Origin of the sequence: Flavisolibacter ginsengisoli DSM 18119, from assembly GCF_900129295.1 — a bacterium.
In the GTDB taxonomy this organism is placed as follows: domain Bacteria; phylum Bacteroidota; class Bacteroidia; order Chitinophagales; family Chitinophagaceae; genus Flavisolibacter; species Flavisolibacter ginsengisoli.
Genome location: NZ_FQUU01000007.1, coordinates 162,313 through 183,174, shown reverse-complemented (window position 1 = coordinate 183,174; position 20,862 = coordinate 162,313). Strand labels below are relative to the sequence as shown.

24 protein-coding genes are annotated in these 20,862 nt (G+C 41.2%); 17 read left to right on the top strand and 7 right to left on the bottom strand.

The annotated features are described in order from the left end of the window. Positions 1–116: 116 nt before the first annotated feature. Together BUA53_RS10245 and BUA53_RS10240 are read left to right on the top strand one after the other, a co-directional pair. Positions 117–623, top strand: coding sequence for a glycine zipper domain-containing protein (locus BUA53_RS10245; protein WP_072835281.1), 507 nt, complete (start codon positions 117–119; stop codon positions 621–623). A 314-nt stretch (positions 624–937) separates the two neighbouring features. Further along, positions 938–1,657: a hypothetical protein gene (locus tag BUA53_RS10240; RefSeq protein ID WP_072835280.1), complete on the top strand. Its 720-nt coding sequence runs from the start codon at positions 938–940 to the stop codon at positions 1,655–1,657. A 92-nt stretch (positions 1,658–1,749) separates the two neighbouring features. Here the strand turns inward: BUA53_RS10240 and BUA53_RS10235 are convergent, their stop codons facing one another. After that, positions 1,750–2,673 (bottom strand): DUF4339 domain-containing protein, encoded by a 924-nt coding sequence (locus BUA53_RS10235; RefSeq protein ID WP_072835279.1) that lies wholly within the window; start codon positions 2,671–2,673, stop codon positions 1,750–1,752. A 246-nt stretch (positions 2,674–2,919) separates the two neighbouring features. On the opposite strand from BUA53_RS10235, the gene BUA53_RS10230 reads away from it, so the two are divergent. Further along, positions 2,920–3,474 (top strand): GNAT family N-acetyltransferase, encoded by a 555-nt coding sequence (locus tag BUA53_RS10230; protein ID WP_072835278.1) that lies wholly within the window; start codon positions 2,920–2,922, stop codon positions 3,472–3,474. 14 nt (positions 3,475–3,488) lie between these two features. On the opposite strand, the gene BUA53_RS10225 is transcribed toward BUA53_RS10230, so the two are convergent. Continuing rightward, positions 3,489–5,873, bottom strand: coding sequence for a PAS domain-containing sensor histidine kinase (locus BUA53_RS10225; RefSeq protein WP_072835277.1), 2,385 nt, complete (start codon positions 5,871–5,873; stop codon positions 3,489–3,491). Positions 5,874–6,122: 249 nt separating this feature from the next. Here BUA53_RS10225 and BUA53_RS10220 point away from each other — a divergent pair, with 249 nt between their 5' ends. Continuing rightward, the gene (locus BUA53_RS10220) at positions 6,123–6,974 is read left to right on the top strand and encodes a hypothetical protein (RefSeq protein WP_072835276.1); all 852 of its coding nucleotides are present in this window, start codon (positions 6,123–6,125) and stop codon (positions 6,972–6,974) included. 81 nt (positions 6,975–7,055) lie between these two features. On the opposite strand, the gene BUA53_RS10215 is transcribed toward BUA53_RS10220, so the two are convergent. Then, entirely contained in the window at positions 7,056–7,619 is a 564-nt protein-coding gene (locus tag BUA53_RS10215) for a GNAT family N-acetyltransferase (protein ID WP_072835275.1), read from the bottom strand. Positions 7,620–7,751: 132 nt separating this feature from the next. Here BUA53_RS10215 and BUA53_RS10210 point away from each other — a divergent pair, with 132 nt between their 5' ends. The 5 genes from BUA53_RS10210 (at position 7,752) to BUA53_RS10190 (ending at position 11,107) form a co-directional block, all read left to right on the top strand. Then, entirely contained in the window at positions 7,752–8,165 is a 414-nt protein-coding gene (locus BUA53_RS10210; protein ID WP_072835274.1) for a putative signal transducing protein, read from the top strand. Between the two features lie 310 nt (positions 8,166–8,475). Next, positions 8,476–8,781 (top strand): rhodanese-like domain-containing protein, encoded by a 306-nt coding sequence (locus BUA53_RS10205; protein WP_072835273.1) that lies wholly within the window; start codon positions 8,476–8,478, stop codon positions 8,779–8,781. Between the two features lie 182 nt (positions 8,782–8,963). Beyond that, the gene (locus BUA53_RS10200) at positions 8,964–9,521 is read left to right on the top strand and encodes a YeeE/YedE family protein (RefSeq protein WP_217652975.1); all 558 of its coding nucleotides are present in this window, start codon (positions 8,964–8,966) and stop codon (positions 9,519–9,521) included. Positions 9,522–9,526: 5 nt separating this feature from the next. Further along, positions 9,527–10,042, top strand: a complete 516-nt coding sequence (locus tag BUA53_RS10195) for a DUF6691 family protein (RefSeq protein ID WP_072835308.1) — start codon at positions 9,527–9,529, stop codon at positions 10,040–10,042. A gap of 564 nt (positions 10,043–10,606) precedes the next feature. Continuing rightward, complete coding sequence (locus BUA53_RS10190; protein WP_072835271.1) at positions 10,607–11,107, top strand: SRPBCC family protein; 501 nt, start codon at positions 10,607–10,609, stop codon at positions 11,105–11,107. A 183-nt stretch (positions 11,108–11,290) separates the two neighbouring features. Here BUA53_RS10190 and BUA53_RS10185 read toward each other — a convergent pair whose 3' ends face one another. Then, complete coding sequence (locus BUA53_RS10185) at positions 11,291–12,712, bottom strand: vanadium-dependent haloperoxidase (RefSeq protein WP_084079970.1); 1,422 nt, start codon at positions 12,710–12,712, stop codon at positions 11,291–11,293. A gap of 230 nt (positions 12,713–12,942) precedes the next feature. Here BUA53_RS10185 and BUA53_RS10180 point away from each other — a divergent pair, with 230 nt between their 5' ends. The 4 genes from BUA53_RS10180 to BUA53_RS10165 all read left to right on the top strand — a co-directional run bounded on the left by BUA53_RS10180 (position 12,943) and on the right by BUA53_RS10165 (position 16,200). Further along, positions 12,943–14,082, top strand: coding sequence for a sensor histidine kinase (locus tag BUA53_RS10180; RefSeq protein WP_072835269.1), 1,140 nt, complete (start codon positions 12,943–12,945; stop codon positions 14,080–14,082). After that, positions 14,057–14,770: a LytR/AlgR family response regulator transcription factor gene (locus BUA53_RS10175; RefSeq protein WP_072835268.1), complete on the top strand. Its 714-nt coding sequence runs from the start codon at positions 14,057–14,059 to the stop codon at positions 14,768–14,770. The genes BUA53_RS10180 and BUA53_RS10175 overlap by 26 nt, the downstream gene beginning before the upstream one ends. A 110-nt stretch (positions 14,771–14,880) precedes the next feature. Beyond that, entirely contained in the window at positions 14,881–15,873 is a 993-nt protein-coding gene (locus BUA53_RS10170; RefSeq protein WP_072835267.1) for a 2-hydroxyacid dehydrogenase, read from the top strand. Positions 15,874–15,888: 15 nt separating this feature from the next. Then, positions 15,889–16,200 carry a DUF952 domain-containing protein gene (locus tag BUA53_RS10165; RefSeq protein WP_072835266.1) on the top strand — a complete coding sequence of 104 codons (312 nt, stop codon included), beginning with the start codon at positions 15,889–15,891 and terminating at the stop codon, positions 16,198–16,200. Positions 16,201–16,236: 36 nt separating this feature from the next. Here BUA53_RS10165 and BUA53_RS10160 read toward each other — a convergent pair whose 3' ends face one another. Next, positions 16,237–16,992 (bottom strand): LOG family protein, encoded by a 756-nt coding sequence (locus BUA53_RS10160; protein ID WP_072835265.1) that lies wholly within the window; start codon positions 16,990–16,992, stop codon positions 16,237–16,239. A gap of 118 nt (positions 16,993–17,110) precedes the next feature. Here BUA53_RS10160 and BUA53_RS10155 point away from each other — a divergent pair, with 118 nt between their 5' ends. From BUA53_RS10155 to BUA53_RS10140, 4 genes are all read left to right on the top strand, one after another. Then, a complete protein-coding gene (locus BUA53_RS10155) occupies positions 17,111–17,881 on the top strand; it encodes an exodeoxyribonuclease III (protein WP_072835264.1) in 771 nt (256 codons plus the stop codon). Between the two features lie 66 nt (positions 17,882–17,947). Then, positions 17,948–18,304, top strand: a complete 357-nt coding sequence (locus BUA53_RS10150) for a DUF4286 family protein (RefSeq protein WP_072835263.1) — start codon at positions 17,948–17,950, stop codon at positions 18,302–18,304. 243 nt (positions 18,305–18,547) lie between these two features. Further along, positions 18,548–18,868 carry an HU family DNA-binding protein gene (locus tag BUA53_RS10145; RefSeq protein ID WP_449401670.1) on the top strand — a complete coding sequence of 107 codons (321 nt, stop codon included), beginning with the start codon at positions 18,548–18,550 and terminating at the stop codon, positions 18,866–18,868. A gap of 146 nt (positions 18,869–19,014) precedes the next feature. After that, complete coding sequence (locus tag BUA53_RS10140; RefSeq protein WP_072835261.1) at positions 19,015–19,137, top strand: 30S ribosomal protein THX; 123 nt, start codon at positions 19,015–19,017, stop codon at positions 19,135–19,137. Positions 19,138–19,209: 72 nt separating this feature from the next. Here BUA53_RS10140 and pdxH read toward each other — a convergent pair whose 3' ends face one another. Then, on the bottom strand, positions 19,210–19,854 hold the full coding sequence (pdxH, locus tag BUA53_RS10135) for a pyridoxamine 5'-phosphate oxidase (protein WP_072835260.1): 645 nt from the start codon (positions 19,852–19,854) through the stop codon (positions 19,210–19,212). Positions 19,855–19,886: 32 nt separating this feature from the next. Further along, entirely contained in the window at positions 19,887–20,843 is a 957-nt protein-coding gene (locus BUA53_RS10130; protein WP_072835259.1) for a coiled-coil domain-containing protein, read from the bottom strand. Positions 20,844–20,862: the final 19 nt, after the last annotated feature.

Here is a 20,862-nt window from a genome sequence, read left to right as displayed (position 1 = left end):
AGTGAATAGGACAAAAATCAGATGAGCTTCAATTAACATTAATCTATCATGAATGGCACGGTGTTGGCAAAAAGAGATAGAATATGAATAAAAATTTACCATCAAAAATGACGACTATGAAAAAGATATTATTTGCATTCCTGGCAATTTCTATAATGTCCACTTTATTTGTGGCATGTAACAGCAATCCTAAAGTGAACAATGAAGATGTGGCGCGTAAAGTGGCCGATTCATTAAGATTGGCAGCAGATACTGCTGGCTTATCACAGTTCCAGGCCTGGAAAGCGCAGAATGAGTTGCCTAATATACAAGACCAGGGTCAGGCTCAGCAATTTGCTTCAGCTCCAGCTGCAGTTTCTAACAGAACATCCCGTTCGACTTCAAGAAGCCGTTCTTATAGCAGTGGTTCTATGAATTCTTCTTCATCTAATACAGCAAAGGCTAAAAAAGGATGGAGCAAGGCTGCCAAAGGCGCTGTTATAGGTGGGGTAGCCGGTGGTGCTGCTGGTGCTATTATCAATAAAAGAAATCGTGTAGTAGGTGGTGTGGTCGGTGGAATTTTAGGTGCCGGTGTTGGTTATGGTATTGGCCGTGCCAAGGATAAAAAAGACGGACGTTATTAATTACTACATACTGTTTGAAAAGCGGCTACCAGCCGCTTTTTTTATTGCGATAATATGTTCCTTGTTTATAATAAACAAGTATCTAAGACGAAATATGCATAGCAATTGAAATGAAATAGAGATATAATCCTTCATGCCCTTAGTGTAAAATCAATAATATTTTACATTATTAGCCAGGTAGAAAACTATTTTTGTAACCTTATAAAAATCAAAGTAACTTAGGATTCATCAGGTATAAACGTCTCCCTTTTAAACTTTCCCATCCGTCATTTTACTGGTCATTTCTTTAATTTTTAACCATAAAAGCTACGCTCATGAGAAAGTTTTTAACAGGCTTACTAGCCCTTCCTTTCATTGCATTCTCCCAGGAGAAAACTGTTGTTTCAGTTAACCGGGTATTTCCCAAACAAGACAAGGTACAAATGTTCGAAAAAGCATTGGGAGCACATGCCCAGAAATACCACAAAGGAGATTTTGCCTGGCGTGTGTATACTATTGAATCTGGTCCTGATGCAGGGGGCTATCATATCACAGAAGGTCCCAGTTCCTGGGATGCTATTGATAAAAGAGGTGATCTTGGAGCAGAGCATACTGCTGATTGGGATAAGAATATTGCTCCATTGTTAACCGAACGCGGCTCCATCAGCTATTCCGTTTACCGGGCAGACCTAAGCTCCGTTGATCTTACGGCTTATTCAGATAAAATTGCCATTACCCATGTTTATTCCAAACCTGGCTATGGTGGCGACCTGGAAGATATAATCAAAAAGCTCAAAAAGACATGGGATGCCAGTTCGCAAACTATTGCGGTGTATGAAAGCAGTTCTTCCGGAGAGCCACAAATGGCTTTGGTTACAAGGTATAAGAATGGTCTGAAAGAAAGAGAACGTGGTTTCAGGGCACCCATGAAGGAGCGATATGAATCAGCTAATGGAAGTGGCTCCTGGGATAATTATAACCAACTTATACGTGCCGCGGTTGATCATTCGTGGTCCGAGTTACTGTTCTTAAAAAAGGACCTAAGTTCCAAATAATGTAATTATTTAAGTAAGTGATTTGTCATAAGGTTATTTACTCTTTTTTCCGGTAAATAACCTTTTTTTATTTTATAGTATAGCTCCTGGATTTACTTCCCGGATGAGGAGTCAGTAGCATGGGTTTCAACTGGCTGTTCCTGGTTCTTTTTCTTTTTCCTGAACAATCCTTTCAATACCTGCCCAAACGTTTTCTTTTTTTCTTCAGGGACCTGGACCACAGTATCTTTTATAACTTGTTCGACAGGCTTTTTTTCCGGTTCTGCTACTACCTGGGGTGGTGGTTCGGTTAGTGCCACACTATTGGCTGCGGTATCCTTTACAACTACTTTTTTAGCAGTGTCCTTAGGCTTTGGAGATTTAAATGCCATGGTACTCACTGGTTTTTCTGGTGTGGTAATGCTGTCAACAATATTGGAACTGGTATCAGAAACAACGGGGGTTGTGGATACCCTATTATTGGGGATATTGTTGTTAGATTTTGCAGCATGGGTATCAGCATTTACAGATCTTGTTACTACAGGATTGCCCTGGTGTCTTTGACTTAAAATTAATCGCTGACCTCCAAAAAAGCCCGCTACAACCACCATGGTTATCATGGCAGCTGACAACCATTCAAAAGCATGGGTTTCTTTTTTTCTATGATCAATGAGTTCTATCTCATCTTTTTTAAAAGAGGGCAACGATATTTTATGTAAAGGATTTTGCGGTAACGGCCTGGTAGTATAGTATGTTGGTGTGAAAGACAGGATCTTTTGCCGGATCTCTTCTGCTCTCAGTTCAATATCATCATTGTGAGACGACTCGGTTATCTGGTGATGCACTGATGGAAGGGTATAAGGGGCGCCACTGAAATAGGTCTTCAATTCTGGTACTTCAAATGGATAGGACCAGGCAAGACTGATTCCTTCCACCCACACAAGATCTGTTGGCCGTAAATGTTGTTGTAGTAATTCTTCTACCGTAAATGGTCCTTTTTCATGGTTGTTGCGAAGCAACAGGTATACCTTTTTCATAACTGACCCCTTTTTGTCGTTCACAGGAAGACTTATAAACTAAATCATAGGTAGTGGAAGGGTAAAAATGCAGATTTATACATAATAAACAGAGCTAATAGCATGCCTGAGATAACATTTAATGTAAAAGTTTTGAAATAAAAATTGCGCTTACTGCAATTCATTCATGTAAATTCTCAAATGATTCCATTGTCATTGGAAACTGAAGAATAATTACTCCATTTTTAGTTTATAACATTATCGACGATGAAGCATAGCATTGAAACAGATAGGTTGTACCTATACCCATTATCATTTGAGCAATTAAAACTGTATTTGCAAAATGATGGTTCCCTGGAGAAAGAACTGAATATTCAATGGCATCCAAGGCACATTCACCCGGATTTAAAAGAGGCTTTGCAAAACACATTGTTGCCAGGCATGGAGGACAATAGGAACTTTCATTTTTTCACGCTTTGGACCATGATCAGTAAAGAACACAATTGCATGATCGGTGACCTGTGTTTTAAGGGTGAACCTTGCGAAAATGGCAGTGTTGAGATCGGGTATGGAATATACCCCGCCTACGAAAGAAAAGGATATATCACCGAAGCCGTGGAAGTGCTTTGCCTTTGGGCTATGAACCAAAAATATGTTCGGTCGGTAAGAGCCGAAACGCTACCTGATAACATTGCCTCACAACGTGTGCTTCAAAAAAATGGGTTTGTTTTCCTGGGAGCAAACGATGGTTTAATGAAATGGCAGTTACATTCCGACTTTATTCAGAAAGCCAAACGTAACAAACCCCAATTTATATCGTAAGAATTAAGTTGGCCTTATGCATATTTTATTGGCTGTTGTTGGGGTAAAACAATAATAAACACTGCCCCTTCATTAAGTTTCCCTTCCGCCTCAATAGTGCCGTTATGTCGCTCTACTATCTTTTTGCACAAAGAAAGCCCAAGCCCTGTTCCTTCATATTTATCCTTTGCATTCAAACGGGTAAAGGTTTTAAAGATCTTTTGCGCATAGGCTTGTTCAAAACCAATACCATTATCCGATACAGAAATGCGTTGGTATTGTATTCCAGGTTTTAGAGGACTATTTTCCTTTACCTGAGCCACGTTATAATCAGAACAGGAAATGCAGATCCTGGGTTGTATACCCGAAACGGAAAATTTTAGGGAGTTATTGATGAGATTATAGAACAATTGATACAACAATATGGAAGAGCCCTCTATTGCAGGAAGATTTTCATACTCGATAATTGCCTGTTTTTGTTCTACGAGTATCTCCAGGTCGTTTTGTATGTTGTCAAGCAGGTCATTCAAGTCAATAGTTTCAATAACCTGCTCTGTAGCACCCAGCATAGAATAGCCTAAAACACCATCAATCATGCTGTTCATCCGGGTGGCTGCAGATTCCATCTTGTCCAGGTAAGATTTAGCTTTAGCAGGCAGCATATCACCATATTCTTCCACGAGGCGGCTGCCATATGTTTTGATCTTACGTAGTGGTTCCTTTAGGTCATGGCTGGCCACATGGGCAAATTGTTGCAGATCTTCATTCGAGCGCCTTAATTCTTCTGCCTTGTCAAGCAGTGTCTTATTCAATTTCTCTAGTTCAAGGGTACGTTCCTGCACCTGTTGTTCCAACAGCACGGAAATATCTTTAAAGTGCTGGATATCTGTTGAGGCTCCAATCCATTTTAAGATCTTCCCTTCATCATTCCTGAGAGGTTGGATATTGCAAAAAAACCAACGGTAGTTTCCGGTCACTCTATTTTTCAACCTGTATTCAGCAATGAAGGGCCTTCCCTCTCTTAATGCTTTTTCCCATTTCTCAGACATTATCTGCACATCGCCCGGGTGCATCATTTCTATGCGGTTCTGCAATGCTTCACTAACAGGTTGACCAGTGCTCCGGTACCACTGATCATTTAAATACTCCATGTGCCCTTCTGCCGAACTCACCCAAACGATCTGCGGGATCGTATTGGTCAAAACCCTGAACCTCGATTCACTCTCTTTCAATAATTGAGCTGCCTTGCGTTGTTCGGTTACATCTTTGTTTACGGCAACAGCGCCGATATAAACACCCTTCGCATCCTTCATCCTGGCTACAGAAACCATGATGATAAGCTGGTGGCCATCTTTGTGCTTTTGGTGTACTTCGCCATCCCAGTGTCCTGTGGTGTTAAATTCATATTCCCATGTCTCCCTGTCACCCTGTGAAATAAATTCGGTCTGGAGCAAGACATCAGCATTTTTGCCCATGATCTCCTCCTTTTTCCAGCCATACAAATCTTCGGCACCCTTATTCCAGTTGGTGATCTTTTGCTCCAGGTCTGTGCCTATTACTGCATCAGCAATGTTCTGTGTAAGAGTAGCCAGGTATTGCAGTTTCTCTTCAGCTGCCTTTTGGGCAGTGATGTCCTGCATGATACCGATCACTCTCTGGGGTTTTTTATCCTTATCACAGATCACTTTACCTATAGATCGTATCCAGTATAGTTCTTCATGTCCTTTTTTGTAAACCCTGTAGGCTACCTGGAAAACATTTTCTTCACCTTTCTTCAATGCATCTTCCATGGCATCAATAACCATTTGTACATCTTCTGGAAATATCGTTTCCCTGTGGATCTCAAAAGGTTTATCAAATTCAGGTCCTATCCCCCTGATCTTTTTGGCTACATCGGATAGAAAAAAAGTTTTGTGGGTGGGGTCATATTCCCAGGTACCCATTTCTGTAGACTCAAGCGCAGTGCGCCAGCGTTCTTCAGCTTCCTTTATTTTTTGTTCTACCTGTTTTTGCTCGTCTATATCAGTAGCAGTGCCCATCCACCGCAGTATGTTTCCATGTTGATCTTTTTGCGGAAATGCACGACTCAGGTGCCAGCAATAACTGCCATCTTTCATCTTTACCCTGTGCTCTTTTTCATAGATACCTCCAGTCCTTATTGCTTCGGTCCAGGCCTGTTCAGTGGGTATCTTATCATCAGGATGTAATAATCCCTCCCAACTCCATTTTCCTGATTCATCCTTATAGGCTCCTGAAAAATCCGATACACGGTTATTGTAATACACTACTTCCCCATTCGGCTTCGCTATCCATACCAATTGAGGCATGGCATCTGCCAGCAGGTTTATTTGATCCATTGGATCAATGTTGTCATTTTCTTTATCAATGTAGTGGTCCGTAACAGGAAAGAAGGAGCTCATAAACGATCAGCAAGGTTTATTGGTTGCCATCAGGCAGTCCATTTTCACGAATCTAAAATACTTTACCGCCCGGCAAGTGATTTTTCGTTAAAGTTTAGAAAACTCACGGTAAAATAACATACAAAAGCATTCTATTGTTTCAACATATAAATTAATATCCAATTCATCCCCCTGTTTGCACAAATCATGCAACTGCAGCTTGCCAGCCTATAAGAAGCCAGGCAATTTTACACCTGAAAAATTATAACCATGCAACCGACAACAAGAAAAAATATCCTGCTTAGCATTAAGGCAATTACAGCCATTTTTTTATTCACCGCTGTCTCCTTTACATTCATGTCTTTTAAAATGCATAAGATCTATACCGATCTATGGCAACAATTGGGAATAAGTAAAGAGAAGGGAATCCGAAATATTGAAGAGAGCTTTTTAAACGGCGCCTTCTATTATTATGGTGCAGAAAAGGCCAGGAACATTGTGGCGGGTGATAGAGCGGCCATAGCTAAAGATCTTTTGGTATATGTAAAACAGCAGGTAAACAGTGATGCTTTTAAAAATCAATATGAACTGCAGCGCAAAAATGCAAGGCCTGTGCAGTATAAGCAAAAAATGAAAACCAAGGAAGAGATCAGGAAAGAGAAGATTGACGAGACAGAAAAATCCATTAAGGAAACAGAAGCCAATATGAAGACCATGAAACCGGAAATGGTCAAGGCATTGCAGCCCATGCTGGAACTATTAAAGAATAACCTGAAAGATTATAAAGATCCCAACAGCAAGATGATCGACCTTTTTTACCAAAGTGAGCAAATGAGCCAGGATAATAATAAGACTTCTTATGAAGAAAGTATGAAGCAATGGGAAGAGCAGTATCCTGCCGACTACAGGCAGTTGATAAAACGCAGGTTGCAGAAATTTATTGACCTGGCAAGTACTGTAGATTTTTCAGCAGAATTAAAGCTTGTAAATGGAAAAAAGAAATTTGTCAATCCTGTATACGAGGCTAAAGCCTATGACTGGAAGCAGGTATTTCGGGCAGGTAAAGATGTGATTGAACCAGCTATGACTTTTGCGCAACAGTGGATCAAAGAATTAAACTAAGATAAAGGCTCATCCAAAACCAACAACCTCGATAATCGGGCGGCTCATGTAGCCGCCTGTTTATTTTAGGTATTACTGAGTTTATTTTGAAGACTGTGTCCAATCCCATATTACTACAGCCCATTCATCCATGTGGTCACGATGATAATGAATAGTTTCAAATCCAATTTTCTCATGAGCTATTAAAGAACGTATGTTTCGTGTAGATATTTCCGTTAGTAAAAAATCATACTGGCCGCTATAAACTTCTTTGTGCTTATCATAAAGCATCCGCACGATTCCTTTTCCCCTGTATTCCCTTGCTATGCAAATCTGTCCCATGCAGTAAAAACGATAAGAAAACAGCGGTCGCCCCTTATACAAAAGTCCTTCCAAACCTTTGAACATGATGTCAAGATCTTTGTGGAAACGGCTTGCTTCCCGCAGCGTAGTAAGTGCATAGCCTGCCAATTGTTCGCCCTCGGTAGCAATAACGCTTTTGGCCAGGGCATTCATTTGAACTAATAACTCCAGTGGATACGACCAGGAAACAAAACCTTGTTCCGCTTGTTCCTGTTCGCTTAAATGGGTTTTTAAATTCTTCTGGTTTAGCTCCTGGATTTGTTCCAATTGCTTTATAGTATTAACTAAAACTGCCTGTAACATACTGGAAGGGCAATATAGGTTTTTACCAGCTTTTTGCACTTACGGCTGAGCTTTATCAATTGCTTAATAAATTAACTTTGTTTCATTCACTTTTCTTCATGCACTGCTAAAAAATATCCTAATAAAGAGAAAATGGAATTTATACTGCTGCAAAGTTTTACCAATTATATAGAGGCACATATCCTCATGGGCAAACTGGAGGATGAAGGTATTGTTTGCTGGTTGAAAGACGAAAATACTGTGACCATAAACCCAATTTGGACAGGGGCGGTTGGGGGCATTAAACTAATGGTGACAAAGGACCAGTTGGAAAGAGCCTTGCAACTCATGCAACAATATGCCCAGGAAAGAAAAAATGCTGTAGCATGCCCTAATTGTGGCAGTCATGAGATTGAATTTGTCAGTAGCCCCCGTAAGCCCTTGAACTGGGTAAGTGCACTCACAGGTTTTTTCTTTGGTGATTATGCAGTGGCTACTGATAAAACCTGGCACTGCTTTACCTGCAATACTGAATTTGACCAGCCAGTGGAGATGGTGCCTGATTAACAGTATGCTTACGTCTATAACATTTCTTTTTTGTTTATAGATCACCTGGCCTTCTCCATATACTCTTAATGTTTCATCAAATATTCCCTGCTGTGACTTTGGTCACTATACAGCTATTCATGGTTCTTGAACTTTACCATTAATCAACGATTCCATCTGCCTTTGCATCTATTCAAAAAGTTTGAAAAATGTTTAAAGCAATGGATTAAAGATTGAGTTTAAGTTTTTATAAACTCGTTAGGTCGAAAAGGATTAATTATTGGTAAACCCTATCATTATTTAACGCATCATCTAATAAAAATTTATTTATATGCTGACCTTTATGAATAAAACACAGGGCTCCCAACCAGGCATCAAAGAAACATTGAAACAAGGTGCTGTAATAGTAGATGTTCGTTCGCCATTGGAATATGCAAGCGGACACATAAAGGGTTCTAAGAATATTCCGCTTGATACTCTTAAAGATCATCTTGAAGAGATAAAGAATTATAATAAGCCGGTGATTACTGTTTGTCAAAGCGGGATGAGGAGTGCTACGGCAAAATCATATTTGGAAGGCCACGGTCTTGTTGCTGTAAATGGTGGTTCCTGGTTAAGCCTGAATAATATAATCTAATGATAGTGGAAATCATTTGAATTGAATTTGTAATTGGTGGTTATAAAAGTGCTGTTTCAGTATGCATGTGAAAGTAATGGTAATACCCATTATATTCAATTGCATCGCTCCGTTGAAGCAGCACTTGTTTTTTAACTTCGTGAAACTATCTGGAGCTACTCTGTTTAAAACAATAATAAATTATGAACATTCTTCAGCAACCCTGGCCCTGGTACGTGGCAGGACCATTAATTGGATTAACTGTGCCTGTCTTGCTTTTACTGGGAAATAAGGCTTTTGGAATATCTTCTTCACTGCGACATATTTGTGCTGCCTGTTTACCAGCCAGCATCCCCTTCTTTTCGTATGACTGGAAAAAGGAGATCTGGAACCTGTTCTTTGTGGCTGGTATATTTGGTGGTGCGGCGCTAGCCTGGTTCGTATTTCATCATCAGCCCGGAGCTGTTGATCCAAGGTTGGTAGCCGACCTGCAACACTATGGCATTAACAGCCATTCCTCATTTATTCCAAAAGAAGTATTTAGCTGGAAAGAATTGCTTACCCCCAGGGGCGCTATCATGACCATTGGAGGGGGCTTCCTGGTAGGGTTTGGCACCCGGTATGCAGGTGGTTGCACCTCGGGCCATTCCATCATGGGCCTTTCTAATTTACAATGGCCTTCACTTGTTGCTACCATTTGCTTTATGGTGGGTGGGTTTATTATGGCCAATCTTATTTTACCCTTTATCCTCAATTTATAATGAGTATGAAAACTATTGAAACAAATACACTTGAACCTGTTAATACAGATTTTGAAGTTCGTTCGCTGGATGCCATGTGCATAAATGAATCTGAATTAAAGCACCCTTGGTGGTACAATTTCAAGTATGCTGCCATGGGCATGATATTCGGCATCATTTTGATCAAATCAGAGGTAGTTTCCTGGTTCCGAATCCAGGAGATGTTCCGCCTGGAAAGTTTTCATATGTACGGAGTTATAGGCTCTGCTGTTGTTACTGGTATTATTTCCGTCTGGTTGATCAAGCGCTTTAAGGTGAAAACCATATATGGCGAGCCCATATTACTGCCTACTAAAAAGTTCAACAAAGGACAGATATTTGGCGGTCTGATATTTGGACTGGGATGGGCTATAACCGGTGCCTGCCCGGGTCCATTGTTTGCGCAGATCGGCACCGGCTTAACCATCGTTTTTGTTACATTATTCAGCGCCATTGCGGGCACCTGGGTCTATGGTTTGATCCGGGAAAGGTTACCACATTGATACCAGTATATTTTGAAAATGTTCCTGTTGGCCAGTTTCGGTAATTGTCAACAGGAGGAGTTTTCTAATTATACCTTTTCTTTTTGCTTTCACATGCTGACAAATTGCCGGTGGGAGAGGAAATGTTTTACTATTCTCCCGGTTCCGGATAGACACTGTCATTTCTAAATTGCTGGTTAAGTATATAAAACATTGATCCCCAAGGGGGAATAAGCCTTCCTTGAATATAGCTACGCCCTACTAAAGCCCTATCTGCGGTATAGATACTCCGTGCCCGCACGGAGTATCTATACCGTTGCTATACCGAAGCTATACCTGAAGTAGGGAGTAGGTAGGTTTAAGCCAGACTCCACCTATTGAGTATTCAGACAAAATAGCAGTAGCATAGTTTGATAAAGGAGCTATGTGACCTTAGACTATATATACCCGGATTATTTTAATATTTGCGGGAATTGAACTTTAGAACGGCCTGGTTGTATTTACAACCTGGGGAATGCCTGGTATTATTGTAAGGTAGCCCCGGAAAGAAACGCTTCACTGAATAAGGAATAATAAAATTACCCAATGAGTCCAGTGCATAGTTTAAAAGCTGTTCAGAAGATACCTGCATCGCTGGAACAGGTTTGGTCCTTTTTTTCTGACCCGGCCAACCTGCTAGCCATTACACCACCCTTTTTGAACCTGCACGTTACAAACGAGGTGTTTGGGCATGAGGCCTATGCCGGCCAGGTTATCACATATACAGTAAAGCCACTGTTGGGGATACCGGTTTTCTGGATGACGGAAATAAAGCATGTAGTGCCATTGCAAATGTTTGTGGACGAACAAAGAAAGGGGCCTTATAAACTCTGGCACCATCAGCATCATTTTAAAGCGATAGATGGTGGTGTGGAAATGACTGATCTGGTACATTACCGTCTACCTTTTTCTTTTCTTGGTGATATAGTTCATGGTCCTATAGTAAAGCCAAAGCTTCAGCAGATTTTTTCGTTCAGGTTTCAAAAGGTGAATGAGCTGTTCGGTGCATGGCCGGGCGGGCAGGCAATGGAACTGGAGTTTTCGTAAATAGTGCAAAATCAGTTCCTCAACAATCAAGGTTGAAATATAAAAACCATGGTGGGGCTGGCAATCAAAAGTTACCATGGAATTTCTGCCTGAGCCATGTAAATAAAAGCCCGGGTGAAATTCACCCAGGCTTACATCCGTCCAGCTTCTATTGAGAATAAAGTGGACGCAAGATGGTGATAATTAATCTTTCAGGAACCTGACCTTACTATCAATATTTTGTGCTGTTCTCATTCCCTGTTTGGTTCCTTCTTCTACAGCATGACGGGTGTGTATGCCACCATACACTCTTGAAATGGCAATATCATGTGCCAATTCATAGAAAGAGTTATAGCTATAGCTACCCAGGTCTACAGGGTTGCCGTCTATCATGGCGGGTAATCCTTTATAGGTGCTGTTGGTAAAATGCACATTGTCGCCGAAAATGCTGGTGAGGGCATAGGCAAAAGCACCACTAAAGGTGGCGTGGTTGGCGGGGAAATCGGCATAAGGCGGTGTAGGTATGAAAGGCTTCCACCATGTTGTTGGATCAGTGGATGGCTCTATAACACGACGTATGAACTGGAAAGGCCTTTCCTGCATGAAATGGTATTTGGCTTTCATGGATCCTATGGTAGCATCCATAAGACTAATGCCCGTTTTAGCATAAGCAAATGCAGTGATTTCCAGTGTGGGGTTTAACTGCTCCAATAATTGTTTAAAGACTGAGATATAACTGGAACCTGCTGGATATCCCTTAACGGCGGGGTCGTCATAATACTTCGCGAGACGCTTTTGTTCCCAGGTCAGGTTTTTAGATATGTCATACACTTCCTGGTAATCCTTGTAATAAGCTGAGTTTTTGTCCACGTCATTATAAGGGTATGGTTCTGAAGTAACATTATCTATGCTTCCTGCTACCATAGTTCGGGTGTTGCCCCAATAAGCCAGGCCATTAGGAATAACAGGGTTGTTATTCTCGGGCCACCACTTGCCCGAAGAGTGATCGGTTAATACAAGGGGGGCCCAGGTAGTCCATGGATGATCGGTGGTAGACCAGGTAAATATTTTATCGGCTACTGCCTTTCCAAATGCTTTGGAGCGTTCAAATATGGACTCGTCTCCAATTTCCGCTTCGTAAACCTGGTTTAATTCGGTTTCCAGTTTTTGCACGGCATCGTTTGTAGCAGGCGTAAAAGTGAATAGTTTCCTGGTAATTTCTGCCAGCGCTGCATTGGCACTGGTAGGCCAGTGGTAAGCTTTTCCGGGTTCGGTTTGTGGCATTTCGGGCATTTCGTTCAACTGGCCATAAAGGCTTTGGTAAGCAGGCATCCCCGGTACCACTGCTTCGTATAGCGCAATGCCGCTATAAGCCATGTATCTACCTGGGTTGACCCCATAAGAAACAGGTGGAGAATACAATAACGGCAATTGAACGGCCAGCCATTTCTTAACAACATCTGAAGAGAAGGTTTTGGTTTGCTTTAAATGCCCGCGGGTGTCAGTTTTAGCCATGCGCGCATTGATAGTTTCAGGAGGCGCAGAAATCTCTTTTTTCTGACAGGATGTTATGGTAATGATCATGAATAGCATCACCATTAGTTTCTGGTTTAAGTGTGAATACATAGAAGCTGATTTTGGTAAAAAAACAATTAACAGCAAAAAGGTAGGTTGCCTCCAGGGCTCATTCCAACTGAAATCGACATGCGCTATTTTTTATAGAAATAAAGCTATCAAGGCGCCTGGGTGGTGTTTGTTCCCATTTATTGCTGTTTGTCGATAATATTTGTATTTTATCTAATTAGTTATTGAAAAAGCGTAGTAGAATTGGTAAATTGTAAGTACAACTACTTACGATGCCCTTGCCCAAAACCAATGAATTTGTTTTCCTTCCTAAGTACAGGGTATGGCGTCATCTTACCTATTGGTCTTGTCACATTGTTATATGGGCTATATTCTGGATAGTTACCGGCTCGGGCTATTCTTTCCCCCGCCAGGTATTTAGCATGATCGTATGGACGCCCGTTTTTATTTTTTTTGGATACCCTCTTGTATATGGGGCCATTCCCCGCTTGCTTTTGCAGGGTAAGGTGTGGCAGTTCCTCCTTGTAGGTGTGTGTTGGGCAATAGCAGGGTTATTGATCAATGGCTGCTATAGGTACTACGTATATGTGCCCTTACAGCAATACCTGGAATTAGATCACATCTACGCTCAAAAAACATTAATGCCTCTACCTTCTAGCTACCTTTGTATGACCACCGCAGTGGCAACGCCGATGGTCATCAGGTTTTTTAAGTTATGGACCATCAAACAGCGAGACCTGATGCTGGCACAGCAGGAAAGAATAACAGCGCAACTACAGTTATTAAAAGCACAGGTGCATCCTCATTTCCTTTTCAACACACTCAATAATATTTATGCCTTAGCCATGGAAAGTTCCCCCAGGACACCCGAGATGATCTTAAAGCTTTCCTCCCTGTTAAGTTATATGCTTTATGATTGCAGGGATGAACAGGTATTGCTGGAGAAAGAAGTGGACATCATGAAGAATTATATAGACCTTGAAAAGGAACGTTATGGCGATAAAATTGATATATCTGTAAATATTGAAGGAGATATCCAGGATAGATATATAACACCACTCTTGATCCTTCCCTTTTTAGAAAATGCATTTAAGCATGGCACTTCGGAACAATTGGAAAAGCCCTGGATGAGTGTAGATATTGTGGTAAAGGACCACCAGTTGAAATGCAAGGTGGTGAACAGCAAGGATCAGTTTGTGCCCTTTCATGAAAATGGGGTTGGCATTAACAATGTAAAGAAGCGCCTGGAATTGTTGTACCAGGAGAAACATGATATTAAGCTGAAGGATGAAGGAGATTTCTTTGTTGTGTCGCTTTTACTGAACCTGAAAGCAAGTAGTAATTCCGTGCCGGGAAAAATTGGCGATCATTTCAAAAGATATATGCATGAAGATCCGCTGCCTGTTAATTGACGATGAGCCTCCGGCACTGAAAGTGTTGCAATCATATGTTTCCCAGATCAGTGGATTGGAATTAGTGGGTGTGTGCACTAATGCCATAGAAGCCATGGATGTTTTGCATGCTAAAGTTGTGGATGTGATGTTCCTTGATATAAAAATGCCTAAGATCATAGGCACACAGTTTCTGCGCAGCCTAACGCATCCGCCAAAGGTAATTTTCGTGACCGCCTACAGGGAATATGCAGTTGAAGGATTTGAGCTGGATGCTGTGGATTACCTCGTAAAGCCCGTGTCATTTGAAAGATTTTTAAAAGCTATTGACAAGCTTAAGCGATCTGGCAACCATCAAACCATTACCGAACAAAAGTTATATCCTTCCAATCCTAATGCCTTTGTTTATTTGAAATCGGAGAAGGTGATGCAAAAAATATTTATTGACGATATTCTTTACATTGAGAGTTGGAAAGATTATGTAAAGCTGTTCTTTACCGGCGGTAAACACTTGCTGGTAAAACAAACCATCAGCGCTATGGAAAGCCTGCTTTCTGAACATAAGTTTCTGCGGGTGCATCGTTCTTACATCATTTCCCTGGATAAAATTTCTGGATATTGCAGCAACTGTGTGAAAATGCATACTACTGAAATACCGATTGGTCGTTTATATAAACAAGCAGTAATCGGGCAGCTTACAGGGCAATAGAAGCTTTAATGGTAGAGGAGTGAGTGCATTGGATGGGTTGAGTAAGGGAACATTTCGGAAATTGGGGGCATTGAAAATGAATGTAACTTCCCTACCTATAGTATTTACATATGAGGATCGCTGTTTACAGTACACACGGGTTTGAAAGAGAGTATCTGCTGAAAGCGGCAAAGGAACACCATGACCTGCTATTGCTTGAACCTCAACTAAGCGCAGAGACCTGTTCCATGGCGCTGGGATGCCAGGCTGTTTGCATTTTTGTGAACGATGATGCTTCTGCTGCAGTAATCAAGCAGTTGGCTATGATGGGCATTAAGTTCATTGTACTGAGGTCTGCAGGTTTTAATAATGTAGATCTTGAGGCTGCAGCCAAAAATGGTATCAGGGTGGCCAGGGTACCGGAGTATTCTCCATTTGCAGTGGCCGAACATACAGTGGCGTTGATGTTAACATTGAACCGGAAGCTGATAAAGGCACATAACCGTATCCGCGACCTGAATTTTTCCCTTGACGGTCTTACTGGTTTTGACATGCACGATAAAACAGCTGGTATCATTGGACTTGGGAAGATTGGCAAAAGGGTAGCCGAAATATTGAAAGGCTTTGGTTGCAGGCTTATGGCTTATGATCCTTACCCGGATAAAGTATGGGGTGAAAAACATGGAATTACCTATTCGACTGTAAAAGACGTTTTTCAACAGTGTGATATTATTTCATTGCATGCACCTCTAACACCAGAAACTCATTACCTGGTCAATAAAGATTCCATTCAAAGCATGAAAAGAGGAGTTATGCTGATCAACACCGGGCGAGGTGCGCTGATCAATACAAGGGATGTGATAGATGCTTTGAAATCAGGGCATATAGGATACCTGGGTTTGGATGTGTACGAAGAAGAAAAAGGATTATTTTTTGAAGATCATTCAGAACATATATTGCAGGATGATGTCATTGCCCGCTTGCTCACTTTCTCCAATGTGCTGATCACCAGTCACCAGGCTTTTTTAACTGATACAGCGCTCCACAATATTGCACAAACAACCATTAATAACCTTGATAGTTTTCAAAGGGGTGACCTTTGTGTCAATGAAGTAAAAGCTTAAGCGTATAATTGCATTATGGCAATTATCTATCACGTTACCAGCATGGAGGAATGGAACAGGGCTTCAGAGAATGGTGTTTACATCGCGCCATCATTGGAACAGGAAAATTTTATTCATTGCAGTAAGGCAGAACAGGTACAAGGGGTACTTTCCCGGTATTTTAAAGGAAAGGAGGACCTGGTTCGTCTAACAATTGATACGGAAAGGCTTACTGCTCCCTGGCAGTATGACCTGGCCCCTTCCATCAATGAAGAATTTCCACACGTGTATGGTCCCATTAATACAGATGCAGTAGTTGAAATAGCTGCTATTTCAGCAGTTGAATAGTAATATATCCATTTGCATTCTTTTACCCAGGGTGGTTTATCTTTTTTCCAATAACCACCATAGTCTTTTGCGTGGTCTTACCTTGTAGTTAGTAGTAATGTATTTCCTGATGTGGTCCATAGCTTCATTTACATCATCTGTGAGCAAAACCAGGTTCATGTCTTCTTTGGAAATAGTCCCCTTCAGTGCCATATCTTCCATGGCTTCCATTAGTTCCTTGTAGTATTCTTTACCAAAGATGACGATGGGGAATGTGGTGATGGTTTTTGTCTGGATGAGTGTAAGGGTCTCAAAAAATTCATCCATGGTGCCAAAGCCACCGGGCATGATAATGAAGGCATAGGAATATTTAATGAGCAGGGTTTTCCTGATAAAGAAATGCTCGAAAGTAAGTGACTTGTGCACATATTTATTACCTACCTGTTCAAAGGGTAGCTGAATGTTGCAACCAATGGAAAGACCATCGTTTTCGTAAGCACCGCGATTGGCCGCTTCCATAATACCCGGTCCTCCGCCCGTAAGCGTGGTGAATCCCAGGCCGGCAATGCGCTTACCAAATTCTCTTGCACATTCATAATACTTATTATCTTCTTTAAACCTGGCGGAACCAAAGACCGTGATACAAGGCCCAACGAAGTGGAGGTTGCGAAAACCCATAATGAATTCCCAGAACACTCTCCAGGCAAACTCCAGTTCATAGCCCCTGCTTTTTGGTCCATCGAGGTATACATGTTCCTTAGGGGGTATGATAGGTTCCACCTTTTTTTTAGGGGATTTGATCTGCTGCTCCATTGTCTTTAAAAGTAAAACTTTTTTAATGTCATTCGTAAATGATATTGTTCAGGTTTTCAATAGAGAATACTAACCGATCCAATCATGATTCATTATTGTTCTCTCTTACATTTGTCAAATGAAGATCATCAGTTATAACGTGAATGGAATCAGGGCAGCCATTAAAAAAGGGTTTATTGACTGGCTGCAAACGCATCCTGCAGATGTAATATGCATACAGGAGGCCAAGGCTCAACAAACTGATGTGGATGTGCAGTTATTTAATGAACTCGGGTATCATGATCACTGGTTTTGTGCACAGAAAAAAGGATATAGTGGTGTAACGGTATTTACGAAAATCAAACCCGACTACGTGAAATGTGGAACGGGTCACCAGGTAAGTGATGATGAAGGAAGGGTGATACAATTGGACTTTGGAGACCTGCGCTTGATCAATGCCTATTTCCCTTCCGGAACTACCGGCGATGAACGGCAATCATACAAATACAAATGGCTGGAAGAATTCTTCGATTATATCCAGGACCTTCGAAAAACACATCCTAACCTTGTGCTTTGTGGTGATTATAATATTGCTCATAAGGAAATAGATATACATAATCCGGCAGGTAATAAGAACACATCCGGATTTTTGCCAGAAGAAAGGGCATGGATGGATAAATTGTATAGCAATGGGTGGGTGGATACCTTCAGGAAGGTTCACCCTGAACCCCACCGATATAGCTGGTGGAGCCAGCGCTTTCCTTCTGTAAGGGCATCCAACAAAGGATGGCGTATTGACTATATCAGTGTAACGGATCCACTAAGTGATTATATTAAAGATGCAGAGATCTATCCTGATGTAAAGCATAGTGATCACTGCCCGGTTTACCTGGAACTGGAAAAGTATTGATATCAACAGTATGCTGGAATTAAAAGCTAGCCAGAAATAATTGCAGCTAACAATCAATCGAATAACATGAACAAACCTGGAACAAATGAGGCGAATAGTAGCAGAGATGAAGAAGTGGCCATTATTTATAATTTAACAGTGAAGGTAGATCCGTTTATTGCTGACCGTTGGTTGCAATGGCTATTAGAAGAGCATGCACCTGAGATAGTAAAAACCGGCTGTTTTACAGACTTTAAGGTGGTGCGTTTACTGGAGGTTGATGATTCGGAAGGACCCACATTTGCCATTCAGTACCATGCTGCATCAAAGGCAGATTACAACAGGTATAATGAAATATATGCGGCAGATATGCGAAAGAAAAGTTTTGATAAATGGGGTGATCGGTTCCTTGCATTCAGAAGCGTTATGCAGGTTGTGAAATAGATGTGTACAAAATAAGCGTGTAAAGTTTTTCTTTTTCTATTTATTGTATATTCCCCTGTAAGCCTTGCCCTGCCTGCATTTCAGGAGAGAGTCTTTCAAACCCGCCATGGCAAAGGGTTTCATCTGAATGGGCTGTCGATGAGTATGTTGGAAACACTACGTAAAAATCCGTAAAACCCTTATACCATAAGGATTTCAGCCGACAAAACTATTTTTATTAAATGACTAAAATTATTTTGTTGGATAAAAAAACCGTCTATTTTTGTTGCTGTCAAAACTTTTAAAATATCAACTATGAACAAAGCTGAATTGATCAACAAGATCGCTGATGATGCAGGTGTTACAAAAACACAAGCTAATGCTGCATTGGATTCTTTTGTTGAAGCCGTTACTAAGACCTTGAAAGGTGGAGGTAAAGTTACTTTAGTAGGTTTCGGAACATTTTCTGTTTCAAAGCGTGCTGCCCGTAATGGCCGTAATCCTCAAACAGGTGAAGTAATCAAAATCAAAGCTAGAAAAGTTGCCCGCTTCAAAGCTGGTAAAGAGCTTTCAGCCAAATTGTAATTGCTGCACAAATGCATTGAAGCCCTGTCATGTACAGGGCTTTTCATTTGCTGCCAGTACCAGGAATATGTTTCTCCATCACAACTCGTTAAAGGTTGAGCCGGTGGATAATTTTTTACGACATTTGCAAAACAAAAAATACAACTATGGGAAGAGGTGATAAAAAAACCAAGAAAGGTAAAATATTCAAAGGGTCTTTTGGAAAAGCAAGACCTGCCAGTGAAAAGAAAACTACAGGTAACCAACCTGCGGTTAAAAAGGAAAGCTAAACAGTTGTCTGGTTGATAAGCAGGTAAGGACCAGTTTCTTGTGGGCTTATCAACCTCTCAACATTGATCTTTTTAAGGTGCCAGGCGTTCTATCTGCCACTCGCCGTTTTCCTGCAGGGTATATTGTATCCTGTCATGTAGCCTGCTTGGGCGGCCCTGCCAAAACTCAATAATTACTGGTTTTACAATGTACCCTCCCCAATGTGGAGGTCTTTCAATATGTTTTGATTGTAATTCTTTAGCCATTTGCTGATAATGATCGTCCAGCCATGAACGATTGGGGATTACCTGGCTTTGAGGTGAGGTCCAGGCACCTACCTGGCTGCCAATTGGCCTTGAATGAAAGTATTCATCGCTTTCCTTTTCTGCTATCTTATTTACAAGCCCAATGATTCGTACCTGTCGCTCCAATTCTTTCCAGAAGAACACAAGGCAGGCTTTTGGATTTTCCTCCAGTTGTAATCCTTTATAGCTTTTGTAATTGGTAAAGAAAACAAAGCCTTCCGGGTTATATCCCTTTAATAATACTATACGGGCCGAAGGCATACCATCGTTCGATGCAGTGGCAAGCGTCATGGCGTTGGCTTCATCTACCTGGCTGTCAATAGCCTGTTGCCACCATTTATCAAATTGCTGAATGGGATGTGGTGCAATTTCAGATTCAAGTAAGGTTTCCGAAGAATAGTCTTTGCGCAGGCCGGCAATGGATGGATTCATATGAACGATTATGCCGCAAAGGTAAAGGGCCGTTATTTACCGGACCCTTTTCGCAACAAATAATCTCTTTCTTCTGCTATCATATCCAGCATACTTTCCAATTCACCTATACGACGAAGTTCTGTTTGCAGCTTTTTGTTGGTGTCCGAAACTGTTTGAAGGTCTGTATTCAGGTCCTGGAGAAACTGTACTTTTTTGTGCAATTGCTGCCTTTGCAGGTTAGCTTCCGCCAGCTTGTCCTCCATTGTATTCATTAATTGCTGCATGCGCTGGTTTTCAGCATAGGTCTCTTCCAGCTTTTCTGTCTTACGCTGCAGGTCTTTATGTACCTGCTCATAAGATTGCCTTGTATCTTCCAGTTCCAATGCCAGGTTATTGGCACGGTTGGCCTGCTTTTCAAGAGTAGCCATCTTTGATTGGAGTAACTCAAACTCCTGGTATACTTCTTCTATTTTATCAGCCATTCTTTCAGCCATAGATGCCTGCTGTTTCACTTCTTCTAACTCAGCCTGCTTCTTTTCAAGCCTTGCTTCCAGGTTTTCTATTTCTTTCTCCAGGTGCTTGTTCTGCAATTCCAGTTCCTCACGTCCCTCATTTTCTATCTCTTCCACCTGCTTTAAGAAACTGTTTAACAACTTTTGCTGTTGCTGAATAGTTTGTTTCAAATCATCAATTGATTCTTCCTTAGCAGGCTGCTTTGCTTTCAAAGGGACATACGCTGGAGTAGGTTCCTCATATATTTTAGCAGGCGCTTTTTTGGGGTGCTGTGGTTCTTTTGTAATAGTTCTCTCCTGTATGCTTGAAGGAACTGAAGTAGGTGAGTTATAAAATCCCGGACGCAGTGTAACCTTTTGATTTGTTTTTTCAATGGTCTCTTTCAACGACTTGCGACTTGTAATAAAGAAATAGACAGCTAACCCTAATACAATGGCACCGGCAAGTAACACACCAATTTCCAGAAGGCTTAGATTAATAGAAAGGAGTGGCATCAGTTAGTTCAGTAAGTTT

Coding starts and splice junctions, on each gene's coding strand:
- BUA53_RS10245 (WP_072835281.1), top strand. CDS start 117: ATGAAAAAGATATTATTTGCATTCCTGGCAATTTCTATAATGTCCACT.
- BUA53_RS10240 (WP_072835280.1), top strand. CDS start 938: ATGAGAAAGTTTTTAACAGGCTTACTAGCCCTTCCTTTCATTGCATTC.
- BUA53_RS10235 (WP_072835279.1), bottom strand. CDS start 2,673: ATGAAAAAGGTATACCTGTTGCTTCGCAACAACCATGAAAAAGGACCA.
- BUA53_RS10230 (WP_072835278.1), top strand. CDS start 2,920: ATGAAGCATAGCATTGAAACAGATAGGTTGTACCTATACCCATTATCA.
- BUA53_RS10225 (WP_072835277.1), bottom strand. CDS start 5,873: ATGAGCTCCTTCTTTCCTGTTACGGACCACTACATTGATAAAGAAAAT.
- BUA53_RS10220 (WP_072835276.1), top strand. CDS start 6,123: ATGCAACCGACAACAAGAAAAAATATCCTGCTTAGCATTAAGGCAATT.
- BUA53_RS10215 (WP_072835275.1), bottom strand. CDS start 7,619: ATGTTACAGGCAGTTTTAGTTAATACTATAAAGCAATTGGAACAAATC.
- BUA53_RS10210 (WP_072835274.1), top strand. CDS start 7,752: ATGGAATTTATACTGCTGCAAAGTTTTACCAATTATATAGAGGCACAT.
- BUA53_RS10205 (WP_072835273.1), top strand. CDS start 8,476: ATGCTGACCTTTATGAATAAAACACAGGGCTCCCAACCAGGCATCAAA.
- BUA53_RS10200 (WP_217652975.1), top strand. CDS start 8,964: ATGAACATTCTTCAGCAACCCTGGCCCTGGTACGTGGCAGGACCATTA.
- BUA53_RS10195 (WP_072835308.1), top strand. CDS start 9,527: ATGAAAACTATTGAAACAAATACACTTGAACCTGTTAATACAGATTTT.
- BUA53_RS10190 (WP_072835271.1), top strand. CDS start 10,607: ATGAGTCCAGTGCATAGTTTAAAAGCTGTTCAGAAGATACCTGCATCG.
- BUA53_RS10185 (WP_084079970.1), bottom strand. CDS start 12,712: ATGTATTCACACTTAAACCAGAAACTAATGGTGATGCTATTCATGATC.
- BUA53_RS10180 (WP_072835269.1), top strand. CDS start 12,943: ATGCCCTTGCCCAAAACCAATGAATTTGTTTTCCTTCCTAAGTACAGG.
- BUA53_RS10175 (WP_072835268.1), top strand. CDS start 14,057: ATGAAGATCCGCTGCCTGTTAATTGACGATGAGCCTCCGGCACTGAAA.
- BUA53_RS10170 (WP_072835267.1), top strand. CDS start 14,881: ATGAGGATCGCTGTTTACAGTACACACGGGTTTGAAAGAGAGTATCTG.
- BUA53_RS10165 (WP_072835266.1), top strand. CDS start 15,889: ATGGCAATTATCTATCACGTTACCAGCATGGAGGAATGGAACAGGGCT.
- BUA53_RS10160 (WP_072835265.1), bottom strand. CDS start 16,992: ATGGAGCAGCAGATCAAATCCCCTAAAAAAAAGGTGGAACCTATCATA.
- BUA53_RS10155 (WP_072835264.1), top strand. CDS start 17,111: ATGAAGATCATCAGTTATAACGTGAATGGAATCAGGGCAGCCATTAAA.
- BUA53_RS10150 (WP_072835263.1), top strand. CDS start 17,948: ATGAACAAACCTGGAACAAATGAGGCGAATAGTAGCAGAGATGAAGAA.
- BUA53_RS10140 (WP_072835261.1), top strand. CDS start 19,015: ATGGGAAGAGGTGATAAAAAAACCAAGAAAGGTAAAATATTCAAAGGG.
- pdxH (WP_072835260.1), bottom strand. CDS start 19,854: ATGAATCCATCCATTGCCGGCCTGCGCAAAGACTATTCTTCGGAAACC.
- BUA53_RS10130 (WP_072835259.1), bottom strand. CDS start 20,843: ATGCCACTCCTTTCTATTAATCTAAGCCTTCTGGAAATTGGTGTGTTA.